Below are 16,301 nucleotides of genomic sequence, written 5' to 3' on the forward strand. Positions count from 1 at the left end.
GCCGACTGGCCGCTGTCGGCCAGTCGGGCATCACTGCTGTCGAGCGGGAAGCCGGTGTGCGAGAAGGTGTGGCGCTCGATACGCTCGTCGGCGGCTTCGTCGTCAGTGCGGTGGTAGCGAATGACGCGAACGGCAAGGAGACGATTGTCGTGGACGGTGACGGTCGGGGTAGCCTGGCAGCGGCTGGCAGTGCCTGCGTCAGGGAGCGTAGCGGTGGCCATGGCAAGTGCACCTTGTTGCGAGGGAGTGAAGAAGGGGCGGAGCGTCTCCGGCTGCATCGGCATGGGCCCGGTACAGATGCCGGGCTCACACATTCCGCCCCTCTGGTTCACACTATAAGAAGCAGGTCTCAAGTTTCACCCGCCAGCCGCCAGACGGTTAGCGTGCGCTTAGCGCGGTCCGGGTCCCGTCGCGGCGGGCAAACCAGTCGTCAAGAGAGTCGGCTGCATTCAGTACATGCTGACGCAGGAAGGCTGCGGCACCGATGGCATCCTTGCTGCGGCACAGCGCCAGCAGATGGGTGTGTTCGGCCTGGGCCCGGTCTGCAAAATTGGTCAGCAGAATCTGCATTCGCGTATAGCGATCGGTGCGGTTGTGCAGTGACTCGACCAGGGCCATGGTCTGCGGTCGTCCGGCAGCACGATACAGCGCGATATGAAAACGGGCATTCAGCGTGCCCCAGTGGGCAATGTCGTGTCGTGCCAGAGCCGTCTCGAATTCGGCCAGCGCGGCGGCCGCTTCGTCGATATCGGCGGCACACTGGCGCGGCACGGCGCGCAGCAGCAGGTCGCTTTCGACCAGAGCACGGATATCGAGCAGTTCGCGTACATCATCCAGCGACAGCTCGGTCACCACCGCGCCGCGATGATCGAAAATCCGGACCAGCCCTTCGGCTTCCAGTTGCCGCAGGGCTTCCCGCACCGGCACGCGGCTGACGCCGAACTCCTGCGACAGGGCCTCCTGGCGCAGCTGGGTGCCACCGGTCAGGTCTCCGGTCAGGATGCGGTTGCGCAATGCCTCGGTCACGGCGGAGGTCAGGGTCTGGCGCGAAACACGCAGGTCGGGGGCGGTCATGGCGGTTTTGAGGGCAGTCGGAAAGGAAAGGGGACAGGCGGCAAGCGCACGATAGCGGTTGCCGCCTGCAGCGTCCAGCGCGGGTCAGTGCAGCGGCATGACCGGGCGGCAGGCCAGTGCGTCGTCGATGACGGCCTGCACCCGGACCCGTTCGTCACCGGTCAGTGGCAGCCGCGGCGCACGCACATGGCCGGTCCCGTAGCCGACCGCAAGTTCGGCCAGCTTGATGTTCTGCACCAGCTTGGTCGATACGTCGAGATGCAGCAGGGGGGCAAACCAGCGGTACAGGGCCAGCGCCTCGGCCAGACGGCCGGCGCGCATCAGCCTGTAGATGGCCACGGTTTCCTGCGGAAACGCGCAGACCAGCCCGGCCACCCAGCCCTGCACGCCGGCCGCCAGGCTTTCCAGCGCCAGGTCATCGACGCCGGTGAAGACGGCATAGCGGTCGCCGACGGCGTTGAAAATGTCGGTCACGCGGCGCACGTCGCCGCTGGACTCCTTGATCGCCTGGAATTTCGGCTCGTCGGCCAGCTCGGCCAGCATGTCTGGCCTGATGTCGACCCCGTAGGCGAGCGGGTTGTTGTAGATCATGACCGGCAGGTCGCTGGCCGCCGCCACGGCACGGTAGTGCACCAGCGTTTCGTGCCGGTCGGACAGATAGCGCATGCCCGGCAGCACCATCAGTCCGTGCGCACCCCGCTGCTGGGCGTCGGCGGCAAAGCGGCAGGCGTCACGCGTGCTGTTCTCGGCCACGGTGACCAGCACCGGCACCCTGCCGTCGGCCGTTTCCAGGGCGATCTGCAGGACATCGAGTTTTTCTGCAGAACTCAGTGTCGAGTTTTCCCCCAGCGACCCGACCATGACCAGCCCGTCGGCGCCACAACGGATCTGCCAGTCGTACAGTTTCTGCATCGCGGCGGCATCCAGCTCGCCGTCCGCGGTGAATTGGGTCGTGACGGCGGGAAACACGCCGGACCAGTGGATCGCTTTTTGCATGGGTTTCTCCTGTAGAGGGGCTGGCGGGGTCAGGGGGCGCCGCGGCCAGAGTCGGGCGCTCCATAAATTGTATACAATATTCAAAAATAATCAGCCGGATTGTCATCGCATGGGGGCGCTCAGGCGCAGGGCCGCTTTTTCCGGGGCAGAATGGCAAGAAATCCATCAGTTTTCGCGCGAAATCCCGTGCGGCAGAGGTCGTCGGCTACGGGAAAAAAAGCCGGTTGCACTGTTTGACAGTATTTTGTATACAAATACGAAGACATACCCGACAAGGATGCGACGCATGGACCGGATGGTTTTCGAATGTATCGACGGGCATACCTGCGGCAACCCGGTCCGTCTGGTGACCGATGGTGCACCCGTGCTGAACGGTGACACCCAGGCCGCGCGGCGCGAGGACTTCCTGGCCCGTTTCGACCGGATTCGCACCGGGCTGATGTTCGAGCCGCGCGGGCACGGGCAGATGTCGGGTGCTTTCCTGTATCCGTCGACGCGGGATGACTGCGATATCGCCGTGCTGTTTATCGAAACCAGTGGCTGCCTGCCGATGTGCGGCCATGGCACCATCGGTGTGGTGACGATGGCGATCGAACACGATCTGGTGACGCCGCGCACGGCGGGCGAGCTGATGCTGGATACGCCGGCCGGTCCGGTGCGGGCACGCTATACCCGGAGCGGGGACAAGGTGACCTCGGTCCGCATCACCAATGTGCCGTCCTTCCTGTTCCGGCGCGACGTGCCCGTCGAGCATCCGGCACTGGGCCCGCTGACGGTGGATATCGCCTATGGCGGCAATTTCTATCCAATTGTCGACAGCCAGCCCAATTTCCGCGACATGGCCGACTACTCGCCGGCGCAGCTGATCGAATACGGTCGCACGCTGCGCGAGCTGATCGATCGCGATCATCCGGACATCGTCCATCCGCTGCATCCGACCATCCGCGGCGTGCGCCACGTGCTGTGGACCGGTGCGCCGCGCATGGCAGGATCGGATGCACGCAATGCCGTGCTGTACGGCGCTTCGGCCATCGACCGCTCACCATGCGGGACCGGTACCTCGGCCCGGCTGGCGCAGCGGGTTGCCCGAGGCTGGCAGGACCCGGCGCGGCCGTTCGTGCATGAAAGCATCATTGGCAGCCAGTTTGTTGCCCGGGTCGAGCAACTGACCGAAGTGGGGCCGCACGCGGCCATCGTGCCGAGCATCGAGGGCTGGGCCAGGGTCACCGGCTACAACCGCATCGTGCTCGATCCGGCGGACGATCCGTACGCCTTTGGCTTCGAGCTTGCCTGATGAACGCGCCGACCGGGACTCGCGGGCAGGTCATCATCGTCGGCGCCGGCATTGTCGGTATCGGCGCCGCGCATGCGCTGCTGGATGACGGCTGGCAGGTGACGCTGCTCGAACGTCACCTGCCGGCGCGCGGGGCGTCATATGGCAATGCTGGCGCCTTTGCCGTCAGCGACATCATTCCCCTGTCGTCGCCGGGCATCATCCGCCAGGTGCCGGGCTGGCTGCTGGATCCGTGCGGGCCGCTGGCTGTGCGCTGGCGCCATCTGCCGACACTGGCGCCGTGGCTGTGGCGGTTTGTCCGGGCCGGCCACCCGGCCCGGGTCCGTACCCTGACCCGGGCCATGGCCGCGCTGCTGGGCCGGGTCGATGCCGACTATGCGCCGCTGATTGCGGCAGCCGGACTGACGCCGATGTGGCGACGGCGGGGTTCGCTGACCCTGTATCCGTCGCTGCGGGCGCGGGATGCCGACGCGGTCGCCTGGCGCAGCCGGCGCAGTTTCGGCATCCGCTGCATCGAAGTGGCCGACAAGGAACTGGCACAGCTTGAGCCCGGGCTGTCCGCGCCCTGGCATCAGGCAGTCAGGGTACCGGCCTGGTCTCATGTCGACGACCCGTACCGTTTTGCTACCGGCCTGCATGCGGCGGCGCTGGCGCGCGGAGCCCGCTCCGTGCAGGCAACGGTCGACCGGGTCGATCACGAACACGGGCGGGTGCGGGGTGTGGTGCTGGACGATGGCCAGCGGATCGCTGCTGATGCGGTGGTCATTGCCGCCGGCATCGACAGCGACCGCTTTACCCGCCAGCTGGGCCTGCGGGTGCCGCTGGAGAGCGAACGCGGCTATCACGTCACGCTGCCGCAGGCCGGCATCGAGCTGAACCATTTTCTGCAGCCGGCCGGCGAGGGCTTTGTCATCCTGCCGATGGGAGACGGTGCGATCCGGCTGGCCGGTACGGTCGAACTGGCCAGCCGTGACGCGCCGGAGAACTGGGCGCGCGCCCGGGTGCTGATCGACAAGGCGCGCCGCATCCTGCCGCCGTTCTCGACCGCTGACATGAGCCAGTGGATGGGCAACCGGCCGTCGCTGCCGGATACGCTGCCGATTATCAGTGCCGCACCCGGCGTGGACCGGTTGCTGTTCGCGACCGGACATGGTCATCTGGGCCTGACGCTGGCGGCGACCACCGGTCGTCTGCTGGCCGACCTGCTGGCCGGGCGCGACAGCGGCATCGACCTGGCGCCCTATGCGGCCACGCGGTTCTGAATCGGCGCTGGCGCCGCGCATTTCTTGACGCAAGCCGTTCTGATATCCCGCCGGGGGCCCGACCGGCAGGGAAACAACGATAACGGGTCGAGTCACCATCACAAGGAGAAGCACGCATGAGATCGCATCGAGTACTGCCCCGACGGCTGGCGCTGTGTACCCTGCTGGCCCTGTGTGCGGGTCATGCCGCGGCCGACCAGATCGTCAGGATCGGGTTTGCGTCGCCGCTGTCCGGCCCGCAGGCACACTATGGCAAGGACAATGAAAACGCCAGCAAGATGGCGATAGACGACCTGAACGGCAAGGGTCTGGTCATCGGCGGCCAGAAGATATCGTTCCAGCTGGTCACCGAGGACGACCAGGCCGACCCGCGCATCGGCACCCAGGTGGCGCAGCGCCTGGTCGACGCCGACGTCAAGGCGGTGATCGGTCACTTCAATTCCGGGGTGTCGATTCCGGCCTCGAAGATCTACAGCGATGCCGGCATTCCGCAACTGTCAGTATCGACCGCCGTGCCGTATACCCGTCAGGGACTGAAGACCGCATTCCGGCTGGTCGGCAGCGATGGACAGGTCGGTTCGGCGCTCGGTCACTTTGCCGTCAAGGAACTGAAAGCGAAAAGCATCGTCGCCATCGATGACCGCACCGCCTATGGTCAGGGCATCGCCGATGAATTCATCAAGGCGGTGCAGGCCAATGGCGGCAAGGTGGCGCGGCGTGAATACACCAACGACAAGGCGGCCGATTTCGCCGCGATCCTGACCGCCATCAAGCCGCTGAAACCGGACGTCATTTTCTATGGCGGCGCCGATGCGCAGGCTGCCCCGATGGTCAGGCAGATGAAGCGGCTCGGCATCAATGCGCGGCTGATGGGGGGCGACATGCTGAATACGCCCAAATTCATCGAACTGGCTGGTGCCGACGCCGCAGGTGAATTTTCCGCCGTGCCCGGGAGCACACTGGCATCGCGACCGGCCGGCAAGGTCTTCGAGCAGCGCTACAAGGCGCGTTTCAAACAGGACGTAGTACTGCTCGGCCCGCAATTCTACGATGGCGTGATGCTGGTCGCCGAGGCGATGAAGCAGGCCAACTCGACCGATCCGGCCAGATATCTGCCGGTGCTGGCAAAAATCAGCTACCGCGGCGTGACGGCCGACTTCACCTTTGACAGCCATGGCGACCTGAAGCAGGCGCCGGTGACCATTTCCGAGGTAAAGAACAACAAGTGGGAAACCCGCGCCATCATCCGCTGAGCCGGCAGCAGGCAGGCACCATGCCCCGATCGTGCATGGTGCCTGTTCAGTAATGGATATCGCGTCGTGCTCCGCAAGCCAGGCATCGCCAGCGCAGGCCATGCCTCCCATGGCACAGCACGCAGGGACCGCTGCAGTCGGGACAGCGCTCGCCCCGTCCGTGGCGCCAGCCGTGCAGCCGCCACACGCCGCGCCCGAACAGCACCACGGCCGCCAGCGCCAGGCAGGCAGCCAGGAAGCGCAGCACCACGGCCTTGAGCAGATCGTAGGCGGGAAGCAGGGCGGGGTGGTGCGTGACCGGCATCAGATCGAGATGAACCAGCCATTCGCACAATCCGGCCAGCCCGGCGAGCAGGACGACCGGACTGAGCAGATTTGAAACCAGCCGAAACGTGGAGAAGGGCATGCCTGATTATGGCATTGATTGCCCATGCCATGACAATGACGTTAAATGTGTCAGTCACATCAAGTGAATAAGGTCGGCGTCTTGACCTTTCAATCAAAAAACCCCTATATGCTTATGAGTGCCAAGACACATCACTGCCCGCTGGCGGGCAGACTACAAAGGAGACCGGCATGGAAAGCAGAAAGAGCTGGATCATCGCTGGCGCAGTCATCATCGTTGCCCTGATCTGCGTCTTTGTCTGGCGGTCCGGCGGACACTATCCGCAGGAAGGCCCGCTGGCGCGTCCGGATGTCGTGTTCCGGGACCCGGAATCCGGCAGCGTGCGCCAAGTAGAAGCTTACCTGAAGCAGAAATATCCTACCGCCGGCGAATACCGTGGCGGCAGCTGGTCCAGCATTGTCCAGCGCAGCGATGGGACCTACATGGTTGAGCACAAGTACCGGGTGTGGAATTCGGCCGGCAAAATGCTCGATTACGACCAGACTTTTATTCTGGATGCCGAGGGTAATATCCTGTCTGTACTCGATCACCACTAAAAGAATAATGGAAAAATTGCAGATTTTTCCGTAATTCGAGGGTATTTTCGTACGTCAATTTAAGCTTTATGCCATCGATATGGCGGGATTCAAATGGCTAGACTGCGAACTGGTCACTACCGACCAGCGAGCAGGAGATCCTCATGCAATCCCTTCCTCATACTGTTCACACACAGTCCCGGCGTCATTGGTCCCGGCGTTGCATCGCCGCCTTGTTCCGCGTCAGCGGTGCCATGGCCGTTGGTGCGGTGCCGATCGCGGAAGCCAGCAATGACTACCGCCAGCGCACTGCCGACAATCAGCGGCAGCAGCTTGCCGCTGCCGGTATTCCCGCCGGCATGATCGATGACGCCCTGTCCGGCCTGGCGCAGCCCGCCGGGCAACGCCCGGTGACCGATGCCGGCAATGGCCGGCCATCGTCATCACTGCCTTCCTATCCCCGCCTGTCCAGCGGCATACCGATCTCCAGCACGAAGAAGGGACCGTCGATACAGGGAGAGCGCCGCGCGACCGGTGTGTCCCGGCTGTCCAGCGGCATACCGATCTCCAGCACGAAAAAGGGGCCACCGATCCGGCGCGTGAAGTCGGCGTTGTCGACTGGCAATTATCTGGACAAATCACTGCGACCGACCCGGATGCTCGGCAAGCACTTCGGACGCGTAGCGGACAATGTGGCCGAAGATGGCTCCGGCTTCGGCATCAATCTGGTCAGCCGCGGCCAGCCGGGCACGCGCATCGGCGATGCCAGCTATGGCATGGTGGTCATGCAGCAGCGTTTCACCCTTGGTGACGACGCGCAGTTGACCACGCGTTATGGCATTGCCCGGCTGCAGGCGGGCAGCAGTAATGGCGTCAGCCAGTTCGCCGGCCTGCGTCACGTGCAGACCCTGGATGCCGGGCTGAAGCTGGAAAGCGAATTCCACTACGCGCGGCACCAGTCCGGCCAGCAATACGAACCGGGCAGCGAGCCTCGCCGCGATCAGCTGGCCGGTCAGATTGCCGTGGCGCTGCCTTACGCGGTGGGCACCGGCATGAAGGTCGAGCCGTTGTTCGGGCTGGCGCTGCGTCATGATCGGGAGATGGCACTGAATGCGCGTGCCGGTTCCGGCGATCTGCTGCGACTGTCAGCGCAGAGCGACAAGGCGCTGGATGGCGTGCTGGGGGTTCGCCTTGCCTTCCGTGGCGCCGAGGCCCGCGAGGGACGGGGGTGGCGGATCGATGCCGAAGCGCTGGCGCGGCCGCAGCTGTACCGGCAGGACAGCGGGCGCAGCGCCCACTGGGCCGACGACGTCGACACCCGCGTGGCCTTGCCGGGAAATCCGCGCAGCCGTTTCGGCTACGACGGGCGCCTCAGCATCAGTCATCGCAGCAAGGACCGGAGCCTGCTCAGTGTCAGCGCCTATGCCAGCCACAGTGACGGCATGAATGACCGGGGAATCATGACGACGTATCAGTCGTCATTCTAGTCGCCGGATAAGGCAAAAGACGTGACAGCGGCCCGGTTAACCCGGGCCGCTGGCTGCTTCCTTATTCCCTGTTCCCTTAACGGGATCAAGATTTCCTTGACGGGATCAAGCAGGTTCGGCTGCCTCGTTTTCGATCAGTGCCAGAGCGGCGAACGGATCGTAGGCCTTCCATTGCTGGGCCGGGGAGCCATTGAAGGTATATCCCCAGATCGGCTGGCCGTCGGTAGCCACCCGGCTCTTCACGTCAATGACCAGCGACGTATTGGCCAGGGAAGTGATATAGCCACCCTTTATCAGGAAGCTCCATTGCTGGGTCGGGGTCGGGGTGCCGTTGTACGGCGACAGCACCAGCGGCACCTGGTTGCCGGCCTGGCCATTGGCAAAGTCGATGGCCAGTGTGTTGCCACTGGCGGTCAGCAGGATAACGTTCTTGGCCAGATCGACATCCCAGATGGCATTGCGGCCGCCGCTGATCTTGCTGAGTACCAGCGGGGAGCCACTAATCTGGTCAGGCACACCGATGGCGAAGCTGGTATTGAGTTGCCACTGAATGATTTTCTGCTGAGTCGACATATAAGGCCTCCTTGAAATTATGCCCTCAGAATGGAAGGCACGTATTCGTCATAGGGGGCTTTGCGCCGTGCCGCAATGGATGGCTACCGGCCATTCGACAGCCGGTAGCCATATTTGCAGGGAAACGGGGAGGGTCGCCGGTTCAGCTGTCGAGTCCGGCCTGCACCAGTTCGGCCGCGCGCAACACTGCCCGGGCCTTGTTGCGGGTTTCGGCCCATTCGCTTTCCGGCACCGAGTCGGCGACGATGCCGGCGCCGGCCTGCACGTACAGCGTCTGGTCCTTGATCACCGCGGTGCGGATGGCGATGGCAAGGTCCATGTCGCCATTGAAGCCCAGATAGCCGACCGCGCCGGCATAGATGCCGCGCCGGGTCGGTTCGAACTCGTCGATGATTTCCATCGCCCGCACCTTGGGCGCGCCGGACAGGGTGCCGGCCGGGAAGGTGGCCTTCAGTACGTCCAGATTGCTCATGTCCTCGCGCAGGCGACCCTCGACGCTGGACACGATATGCATCACGTGCGAATAGCGCTCGATCACCATCTGGTCGGTCACCCTGACCGAGCCGATCTCGGTCACGCGGCCGATGTCGTTGCGGCCAAGGTCGATCAGCATCACGTGCTCGGCGATTTCCTTCGGGTCCGCCAGCAGCTCTTCCGCCAGCTGTTCGTCCAGCTCGCGGGTGGCGCCGCGCGGCCGGGTGCCGGCGAGCGGGCGCACGGTCACAGTGCGGTTTTCCTGGCGGACCAGAATCTCCGGCGAACTGCCGACCACGTGAAAATCGTCGAAGTGGTACAGGAACATGTACGGCGACGGGTTCAGGCTGCGCAGCGCGCGGTACAGCGCCAGCGGGCTGTCCGCAAACGGCATGATCATGCGCTGGCTCGGCACCACCTGCATCACGTCGCCATCGACGATATAGCGCTTGATGTCCTCGACGGCCTGCTTGAAGGCCGCCTCGCCCATTTCCGATTGTGCCTCGGTCCGCTGCGACGGCGTCGACAGCGGCAACGGGACCGGTTCGCGCAGCCGGGCGCGCAGCTGCGCGAGCCGGGCCTGCGCTTTCTGCCAGGCATTCGGCACCGCCGGGTCGGCATACACGACCAGGTACAGCTTGCCGGACAGGTTGTCGACTACGGCCAGTTCCTCTGACTGCATCAGCAGGATGTCCGGCGCACCGATCGGGTCCGGCTTGGCCGGGCGTGCGGCCAGTTTTTTCTCGATCAGCTTGATGGTTTCATAGCCGAAGTAACCGACCAGACCGCCGGTAAAGCGGGGCAGGGCCGCTTGCGGCGGGGTGCGGAAGCGTTGCTGGAAAGCTTCGATAAAGCCGAGCGGATCGCCATCCTGGCTCTCGACCACCCGGTCGCCATGTTCGACCTGCACCCGGGTGCCAATCACCCGCAACCGGGTCGAAGACGGCAGGCCGATAAACGAGTAGCGGCCGAAGCGCTCGCCACCGACCACTGATTCCAGCAGGTAGGTGTACGGCGCATTGGCGAGTTTCAGATAGACCGACAGCGGGGTGTCGAGGTCGGCGAACAATTCCAGCGTGACCGGAATGCGGTTGTAACCTTCGGCGGCATAGCGCGCGAAATCGTCTTGCGTCATGAGGGAAGCCCAATCAGGGTAAGGCAGTCAACAGGGAGGGGTGGCGGCCGGAACATCAATTCAGGCTTGCCATCGCCAGCTCGCCGGATTGGGCAGGAATTTCATGTCATGCAAACGGGGTGAGTCGTGATCAGTGCCGATTCTTAACGAATTCGACCGCATCGGCAAGCGTGGCGGCGATGTAGTCTGCCGCGTAGCTGCTGACGTCTTCGTAGCCGTAGCTGACCGAGATCGCCAGGCTGCCGGCATTGCGCGCGCACAGCACGTCATTGATCGAATCGCCGACCATGGCGATTTCCCGCGTCTGGATGCCCAGCGTGTGGGCCACATGGTGCAGCGGCTGTGCGGACGGTTTCTTTTCCGGCAGCGAGTCGCCGCCGACCTGAAGCGCGAACCACGGCGCGAGTTCGAGCCGGGTTGTCAGCTTTTCCGCCAGGGCGATCGACTTGTTGGTGACCAGCGCAATGGCGTAGCCGTTGTCGCGCATCTGCTGCAGCGCATCGAGCACGCCGGGATAGACCCGGGTGTGCACGTCGATATGGTCGCCATACCAGGCGAGGAACACGTTCATCGCCTCGGCGTGCTGTTCGAGCGGCACGCTGCCATCGCGCAGATCGGTCAGCGCCCGGTGGACCAGCGTGGCCACGCCGTCGCCGACGTGGCTGCGGATGCGGTCTTCCGCCAGCGGCGGCAGATGGAAATGGCGGCGAACCTGGTTGGCGGCGGCGGACAGGTCGGGGATCGAATCGACCAGCGTGCCGTCCAGATCAAGAGCAAAAGCGCGGATGGACATGGCTACCCTTCTGGCCCGGCCGGAACCGGGCGGATTGAAACTGTTGCCTGCCATGGTAAGGCAACGGGGGGCGCTTGACGACCCGGCGGCCGCTCAGCCGGCCGGATGCTGCCGGCGCAGCAGCACGAAGATGGCACCGTCGCCGCCGCCCTCGGGCGGCGCCGGACAGTAGGCGAGCACATCGGGATGGCGTCCCAGCGTGGCGCGCACCATCGGCCGCAGCACCGGCTGCCCGGCCACCGAGCCGAAACCCTGACCATGGATGACCGCAACCAGACGGGCACCGTCGTGCACCGAGCGGTGCAGGAACAGCAGCAGCCGGGCCTCGGCCGCATCGCGGTCCAGTCCGTGCAGGTCGAGCCGGCCGGCCAGCGGCCAGTGGCGGGCGCGGATTTTCTTCAGCACGTCGCGCGGGACGCCGTCGCGGGTGAAATCGGCCTGGGCGCGGTCCTCGTCAAACCAGCTGGCGAAATGATCCGCCTCCGGCGGACGGACCATGCCGGTCTGGCGCGGCTGCGGATGCGGCGAGGGCGGCACGCGTGCCGGGTGGACGCGGTTGTCCGGCGCGAGCGGCTGCACATCGCGCATCAACCACGAAAACGACGGGGACGGCGGCGGCAACGGCAAAGCCGGCACGGGTCGGGAGATGACCAGCGCCGGCTTCAGGGCCTTGAGCTGCGCCTTGAGCGGCTTGCGGCTCATGCGGCGTTCATGCTGCAGCGATCCTTACTTGTCGAGGTAACGCTCGGCATCGAGTGCGGCCTGGCAGCCCGACGCTGCACTGGTGACCGCCTGGCGGTAGATGTGATCCTGCACATCGCCGGCGGCGAACACGCCCGGCACGCTGGTCGCCGTGGCATTGCCATCGCGACCGCCGCGGGTGATCAGATAGCCGGTGGCGTCCATTTCCAGCTGACCCTTGAAAATCTCGGTGTTCGGTTTGTGGCCGATGGCGATAAAGACGCCGGCAACCGCGATGTCCGTGGTCGAGCCGTCCGTGGTCGACTTGACGCGCATGCCGGTGACGCCACTGTCGTCGCCGAGCACTTCGTCCAGCACGCTGTCGAGTTGCAGCGTGATCTTGCCTTCCCTGACGCGCTCTTCCAGCTTGCCGAGCAGGATCTTCTCGGCGCGGAATTCGTTGCGGCGGTGCACCAGCGTGACATGCGCCGCGATATTGGACAGGTACAGCGCTTCTTCGACGGCGGTATTGCCGCCGCCGATCACGGCAACGCGCTGCTTCTTGAAGAAGAAGCCGTCGCAGGTCGCGCAGCCGGACACGCCCCGACCCATGAAACTGGACTCGCTTTCGAGGCCGAGATACTGGGCCGAAGCGCCGGTGGCGATGATCAGCGCATCACACGTGTATTCGCCGGCATCGCCGACCAGGCGCAGCGGGCTGGCCGGGTCCTGCATGCGGGCGGAGAAGTCGACGGTATGGATCTGGTCGAACAGGATTTCGGTGTTGAAGCGCTCGGCGTGCTGCTGGAAGCGCTGCATCAGTTCCGGACCCTGCACGCCATTGGCGTCGGCCGGCCAGTTGTCGACATCGGTCGTGGTCATCAGCTGGCCGCCCTGGGCCATGCCGGTAATCATGACCGGGGCCAGGTTGGCGCGGGCGGCATAGACGGCGGCGGTGTAGCCGGCGGGGCCGGAACCCAGAATCAACAGAGGGCTGTGGCGGGATGTGCTCATGTCGGTCTTCCGTGCTAGGGGGAACAGGGTATTTTATCAGGTTTGCCGCAGGCGGCGCGCCGGGCGCCGCGGCGGAGGATTGCCGCGAAGGCTATCACCGGGTCCGGGGCGGGGCGAATTGATATTCCTGCAAACCCCGATAGCAAGCCGCTATGAGGGTCCGTCAGGCGCTTTCCGGTGGCGTTGCCGGCGGACTGGTCTTACCATGAGAGTCGGATGTCATGGGCCATGCCGGCCACGGCATTCAACTCTGTCTGTCGCCGGTCGATAAGACGGAGAGGCTTATACAGCCGGAAAGGAGTATCACCGTGGACAATGTTCAATCGACAAGCAGTGCCAACGTACTGGACCAGTCGGCTGTTTTCGCGATCAAGAAGCAACGCGACATCACCAAGGACACCATCAATACGCTGGTCGAGTCTACCGTGCAGCAAAGCCGTTCGGTCAATCCGGCCCATCTGGGTCAGAATATCGACGTGCGCGCCTGACCGGAAGTGAACGCCGGAACGGGCGGCCGCAAGGTCCGCCCGTTCTTTTTTGTGCCGGCTACTGCAGATCGGATTCGGGCTGCACCTCGGCAGCCGGCCCGGTGTGCACCGGACAGTAGCCATTGACTTCTTCCTTCGGCCGGGTGAAGTAGACGGCCACCGCGGCACACAGGGCGGCGAACGCCCAGACAATGAAGAAACTGATCGAATACCCGGCCAGCGGCGAATGGAACAGCGGTTCGCCATGGCGGTGCATTTCCATCGGATCGAAGGCGGTATAGAACGCCACGGTGGCCAGAAACGCCACGCAGAAGGAGGTCCACAGCACGATCGCTGTCCTGCTTGTCGTCATGTTCAGACTCCTGACTGTTTGCATTGACGGAGGGTGGCAGCCGGTCGCCGGCTGACCGATCCCGCTGATTTGTTTGCGGTTTTTCGAGGGTAGCCGGTGATCGGCATGACATCAAGGCGGGTCATGCCGCCGCTGCCATCGCCGGCCGCGATGGCGGCATCGTCAGCCGGCAGTGGTCGCGGCAGCCGCCACGCCGGGATAATGTCAAAACCATAGACCATCCTGGGCGAGAACATGCAACAGAATGTCCATGCCGTCGCCCGCCGTCGGCCGTCAGTCGCGGTATTGTGCTGGCCGTGCTGGCCGCCGCCGGCTTTTCCGCCAAAGCCATTTTCATCAAGCTTGCCTACCAGTACCAGGTCGATCCGCTGACCCTGCTGACCCTGCGCATGCTGTTTGCGCTGCCGTTTTTCCTGCTGATGGTGCTGACCCCGGGTGCGCTGCGCGCCGCCCGCAGCTATTCGCTCCGTACCTGGCTGGCGCTGGTTCTGCTCGGCGGCTGTGGCTACTACCTGTCCAGCCTGTTCGACTTTCTCGGACTGCAATACATCTCGTCGGCGCTGGAGCGGCTGGTGCTGTACCTGTACCCGACCTTCGTGCTGCTGCTGGCGGTGCTCTGTTTCGGTCGCAGGATCGGCCGGCGCGAATGGCTGGCGCTGGCGCTGTGCTACGGCGGCATCGGCCTGGCGGTGGCTCATGACCTGCGCCATGCGTTCAGTGGTGACGCGATCTGGCTCGGCGTGGCCTGGGTGCTGGCCAGTGCGGTCAGCTATGCCGTCTACCTGACCGGCGCCGGTGAACTGGTCAAGCGCATCGGCTCGGTGCGGATGGCGGCCTGGGGCTGTCTGTTCTCCACCGCCGGCATCGTGATCCACTTTCTGGTCACCCGCGACCCGCAGGCCTTGCTGCAGCCGTGGCCGGTCTATGGCTATGGCCTGGCCATGGCCGTCATCAGTACTGTGCTGCCGGTGGTATGGATGAATATTGCCATGACCCATATCGGCGCCAGCCGCATGGCCATGGTGTCGACCCTCGGGCCGGCCATCACCCTGGTGCTGGGCTGGCTGGTGCTCGGCGACGCGATGTCCGGCTGGCAGATCGCGGGGGCCTTGCTGGTGGTCGGCGGCGTGATCATGGTCAACCAGCGCAAATAGCCTGTCAGCGCGCGGTCGTATCGCTGTGCGACAATCGCGCGATCTGTCTTCCTTCCGTATCTGAAACCGATGAGTACTCCTGCACAAGCCGGCGTCAGCCCCGCTGACCGCCATGCCGCTGCCAAGCGCTCGACCCTGGTCAGCGTGGTGGTCAATGTCGTGCTGTCGACGCTGCAGATCGTGCTGGGCTTCTTCGCCCATTCCCAGTCGCTGATCGCTGACGGCTTTCACTCGCTGTCCGATCTGCTGGCCGATTTTGTCGTGCTGGCGGCAAACCGCGTCAGCCATGAGGCGGCCGATGCCAACCACCCGTACGGCCACGCCCGTTTCGAGACGGCTGCCTCAATGCTGCTCGGTCTGCTGCTGCTGATCGTCGGCATCGGCATGCTGTGGTCTGCCGGCATGAAAATGACCAATCCCGAGCTGATTCCGACCGTCCACCCGGTCGCGCTGTGGGTCGCACTGCTGACGCTGCTGTGCAAGGAAGGGCTGTTTCGCTACATGCTGCGCGTGGCCGAGTCGGTCAAGTCGAGCATGCTGGTGGCCAATGCCTGGCATGCCCGCTCGGACGCGGCCAGCTCGCTGGTGGTGGCGGTCGGCATTGGCGGCAACCTGATGGGCTACCGTTTCCTCGATCCGCTGGCGGCGGCGCTGGTCGGCTTCATGATCGGCCGTTCCGGCTGGAAGTTCGCCTGGTCGGCGCTGTCCGACCTGATGGACCGTGGCCTGTCAGACCATGAAGTGGACGAGATCCGGCAGACGCTGGCGGCCACGCCGGGGGTGCGCAATGTGCATGATCTGCGGACCCGGCACATGGGCGACTACGCGCTGGTCGATGCCCACTTGCTGGTTGATGGTCGTATCAGCGTATCCGAAGGGCACTATATCGCCGCGACGGCACGGCGCCGCGTGCTGCAGCATCACCGCGCGCTGGATGTGCTGGTGCATATCGATCCCGAGGATGACGAAGGCGAGCGCAATGCTTACGACCTGCCTTTCCGCGAGGCCGTGATGCAGCGACTGCGCGACAGCCTGGGTGACAGCGAGGCCGGCGGTTTCGAGATCCAGCTGCATTATCTGGGAGGCTGGCTGGATCTGGATATTGTGCTCGACGATCGCCTGACCGCGCCGGACCCGGCTGCCTGCGAGCAATTGCTGGCCCGGCTGAAGGCCGCGCTGGGCGAGCTGGCGCAGATCCGCGACATCCGCATCCTGCGACCGGCCTGCGCGATGCACCATGAGCGGGCCGATGACTGAGTGAGGCTAAGCATTTAAATAAACGCGATTTACCGGCCGTCCGTCCGGTAAAAAGCACTTGCCCCGGGGGGAGGGGCCGGGTACATTCCCCGG

18 protein-coding genes are annotated in these 16,301 nt (G+C 64.6%); 8 read left to right on the top strand and 10 right to left on the bottom strand.

Going from position 1 to position 16,301, the window contains the following annotated elements; translation table 11 throughout:
- The 3 genes from DFO50_RS17085 to DFO50_RS17095 all read right to left on the bottom strand — a co-directional run.
- Nucleotides 1-221 (bottom strand): hypothetical protein (locus DFO50_RS17085; RefSeq protein WP_146745130.1); only part of this gene is annotated, 221 nt, incomplete at its 3' end.
- A gap of 157 nt (nt 222-378) precedes the next feature.
- Nucleotides 379-1,074, bottom strand: a complete 696-nt coding sequence (locus tag DFO50_RS17090; protein ID WP_112692917.1) for a GntR family transcriptional regulator — start codon at nt 1,072-1,074, stop codon at nt 379-381.
- An 84-nt stretch (nt 1,075-1,158) separates the two neighbouring features.
- The gene (locus DFO50_RS17095) at nt 1,159-2,070 is read right to left on the bottom strand and encodes a dihydrodipicolinate synthase family protein (RefSeq protein ID WP_112692918.1); all 912 of its coding nucleotides are present in this window, start codon (nt 2,068-2,070) and stop codon (nt 1,159-1,161) included.
- A gap of 286 nt (nt 2,071-2,356) precedes the next feature.
- Here DFO50_RS17095 and DFO50_RS17100 point away from each other — a divergent pair, with 286 nt between their 5' ends.
- The 3 genes from DFO50_RS17100 to DFO50_RS17110 all read left to right on the top strand — a co-directional run bounded on the left by DFO50_RS17100 (nt 2,357) and on the right by DFO50_RS17110 (nt 5,879).
- Nucleotides 2,357-3,364: a 4-hydroxyproline epimerase gene (locus DFO50_RS17100; protein WP_028500125.1), complete on the top strand. Its 1,008-nt coding sequence runs from the start codon at nt 2,357-2,359 to the stop codon at nt 3,362-3,364.
- Nucleotides 3,364-4,626, top strand: coding sequence for an FAD-binding oxidoreductase (locus DFO50_RS17105; protein WP_112692919.1), 1,263 nt, complete (start codon nt 3,364-3,366; stop codon nt 4,624-4,626). Before DFO50_RS17100 ends, DFO50_RS17105 begins: the two co-directional genes overlap by 1 nt.
- Nucleotides 4,627-4,742: 116 nt before the next feature.
- The gene (locus tag DFO50_RS17110; protein ID WP_107889877.1) at nt 4,743-5,879 is read left to right on the top strand and encodes a branched-chain amino acid ABC transporter substrate-binding protein; all 1,137 of its coding nucleotides are present in this window, start codon (nt 4,743-4,745) and stop codon (nt 5,877-5,879) included.
- Between the two features lie 46 nt (nt 5,880-5,925).
- Here the strand turns inward: DFO50_RS17110 and DFO50_RS17115 are convergent, their stop codons facing one another.
- Entirely contained in the window at nt 5,926-6,285 is a 360-nt protein-coding gene (locus DFO50_RS17115) for a hypothetical protein (RefSeq protein ID WP_107889878.1), read from the bottom strand.
- A 170-nt stretch (nt 6,286-6,455) separates the two neighbouring features.
- Between DFO50_RS17115 and DFO50_RS17120 the strand changes: the two genes are divergently transcribed.
- Nucleotides 6,456-6,821 carry a hypothetical protein gene (locus DFO50_RS17120; RefSeq protein ID WP_028500129.1) on the top strand — a complete coding sequence of 122 codons (366 nt, stop codon included), beginning with the start codon at nt 6,456-6,458 and terminating at the stop codon, nt 6,819-6,821.
- A 212-nt stretch (nt 6,822-7,033) separates the two neighbouring features.
- On the top strand, nt 7,034-8,287 hold the full coding sequence (locus DFO50_RS17125) for an autotransporter outer membrane beta-barrel domain-containing protein (RefSeq protein ID WP_112692920.1): 1,254 nt from the start codon (nt 7,034-7,036) through the stop codon (nt 8,285-8,287).
- Nucleotides 8,288-8,392: 105 nt separating this feature from the next.
- Here DFO50_RS17125 and DFO50_RS17130 read toward each other — a convergent pair whose 3' ends face one another.
- From DFO50_RS17130 to trxB, 5 genes are all read right to left on the bottom strand, one after another.
- Nucleotides 8,393-8,860, bottom strand: coding sequence for an RICIN domain-containing protein (locus DFO50_RS17130; protein ID WP_051529015.1), 468 nt, complete (start codon nt 8,858-8,860; stop codon nt 8,393-8,395).
- Between the two features lie 142 nt (nt 8,861-9,002).
- A complete protein-coding gene (gene trpE, locus DFO50_RS17135) occupies nt 9,003-10,469 on the bottom strand; it encodes an anthranilate synthase component I (protein ID WP_028500131.1) in 1,467 nt (488 codons plus the stop codon).
- Nucleotides 10,470-10,599: 130 nt separating this feature from the next.
- The gene (locus DFO50_RS17140; protein ID WP_028500132.1) at nt 10,600-11,262 is read right to left on the bottom strand and encodes a phosphoglycolate phosphatase; all 663 of its coding nucleotides are present in this window, start codon (nt 11,260-11,262) and stop codon (nt 10,600-10,602) included.
- 93 nt (nt 11,263-11,355) lie between these two features.
- Complete coding sequence (locus DFO50_RS17145; protein WP_036386646.1) at nt 11,356-11,964, bottom strand: Smr/MutS family protein; 609 nt, start codon at nt 11,962-11,964, stop codon at nt 11,356-11,358.
- A 24-nt stretch (nt 11,965-11,988) separates the two neighbouring features.
- Nucleotides 11,989-12,957, bottom strand: a complete 969-nt coding sequence (gene trxB, locus DFO50_RS17150) for a thioredoxin-disulfide reductase (protein WP_028500133.1) — start codon at nt 12,955-12,957, stop codon at nt 11,989-11,991.
- A gap of 308 nt (nt 12,958-13,265) precedes the next feature.
- Between trxB and DFO50_RS17155 the strand changes: the two genes are divergently transcribed.
- Complete coding sequence (locus DFO50_RS17155; protein ID WP_107890370.1) at nt 13,266-13,445, top strand: putative motility protein; 180 nt, start codon at nt 13,266-13,268, stop codon at nt 13,443-13,445.
- Between the two features lie 58 nt (nt 13,446-13,503).
- Here the strand turns inward: DFO50_RS17155 and DFO50_RS17160 are convergent, their stop codons facing one another.
- The gene (locus DFO50_RS17160) at nt 13,504-13,797 is read right to left on the bottom strand and encodes a hypothetical protein (protein WP_112692921.1); all 294 of its coding nucleotides are present in this window, start codon (nt 13,795-13,797) and stop codon (nt 13,504-13,506) included.
- A 212-nt stretch (nt 13,798-14,009) separates the two neighbouring features.
- Between DFO50_RS17160 and DFO50_RS17170 the strand changes: the two genes are divergently transcribed.
- Nucleotides 14,010-14,951, top strand: coding sequence for a DMT family transporter (locus tag DFO50_RS17170; protein WP_112692923.1), 942 nt, complete (start codon nt 14,010-14,012; stop codon nt 14,949-14,951).
- Nucleotides 14,952-15,020: 69 nt separating this feature from the next.
- Nucleotides 15,021-16,208: a cation diffusion facilitator family transporter gene (locus DFO50_RS17175; RefSeq protein WP_051529017.1), complete on the top strand. Its 1,188-nt coding sequence runs from the start codon at nt 15,021-15,023 to the stop codon at nt 16,206-16,208.
- Nucleotides 16,209-16,301: the final 93 nt, after the last annotated feature.

The sequence above is a fragment of the Microvirgula sp. AG722 genome, assembly GCF_003269145.1.
GTDB lineage: Bacteria > Pseudomonadota > Gammaproteobacteria > Burkholderiales > Aquaspirillaceae > Microvirgula > Microvirgula aerodenitrificans.

Excerpts from the sequence above, each read along its gene's own strand:
- DFO50_RS17090 (WP_112692917.1), bottom strand. The coding sequence starts at position 1,074 with ATGACCGCCCCCGACCTGCGTGTTTCGCGCCAGACCCTGACCTCCGCC.
- DFO50_RS17095 (WP_112692918.1), bottom strand. The coding sequence starts at position 2,070 with ATGCAAAAAGCGATCCACTGGTCCGGCGTGTTTCCCGCCGTCACGACC.
- DFO50_RS17100 (WP_028500125.1), top strand. The coding sequence starts at position 2,357 with ATGGACCGGATGGTTTTCGAATGTATCGACGGGCATACCTGCGGCAAC.
- DFO50_RS17105 (WP_112692919.1), top strand. The coding sequence starts at position 3,364 with ATGAACGCGCCGACCGGGACTCGCGGGCAGGTCATCATCGTCGGCGCC.
- DFO50_RS17110 (WP_107889877.1), top strand. The coding sequence starts at position 4,743 with ATGAGATCGCATCGAGTACTGCCCCGACGGCTGGCGCTGTGTACCCTG.
- DFO50_RS17115 (WP_107889878.1), bottom strand. The coding sequence starts at position 6,285 with ATGCCCTTCTCCACGTTTCGGCTGGTTTCAAATCTGCTCAGTCCGGTC.
- DFO50_RS17120 (WP_028500129.1), top strand. The coding sequence starts at position 6,456 with ATGGAAAGCAGAAAGAGCTGGATCATCGCTGGCGCAGTCATCATCGTT.
- DFO50_RS17130 (WP_051529015.1), bottom strand. The coding sequence starts at position 8,860 with ATGTCGACTCAGCAGAAAATCATTCAGTGGCAACTCAATACCAGCTTC.
- trpE (WP_028500131.1), bottom strand. The coding sequence starts at position 10,469 with ATGACGCAAGACGATTTCGCGCGCTATGCCGCCGAAGGTTACAACCGC.
- DFO50_RS17140 (WP_028500132.1), bottom strand. The coding sequence starts at position 11,262 with ATGTCCATCCGCGCTTTTGCTCTTGATCTGGACGGCACGCTGGTCGAT.
- DFO50_RS17145 (WP_036386646.1), bottom strand. The coding sequence starts at position 11,964 with ATGAGCCGCAAGCCGCTCAAGGCGCAGCTCAAGGCCCTGAAGCCGGCG.
- trxB (WP_028500133.1), bottom strand. The coding sequence starts at position 12,957 with ATGAGCACATCCCGCCACAGCCCTCTGTTGATTCTGGGTTCCGGCCCC.
- DFO50_RS17160 (WP_112692921.1), bottom strand. The coding sequence starts at position 13,797 with ATGACGACAAGCAGGACAGCGATCGTGCTGTGGACCTCCTTCTGCGTG.
- DFO50_RS17175 (WP_051529017.1), top strand. The coding sequence starts at position 15,021 with ATGAGTACTCCTGCACAAGCCGGCGTCAGCCCCGCTGACCGCCATGCC.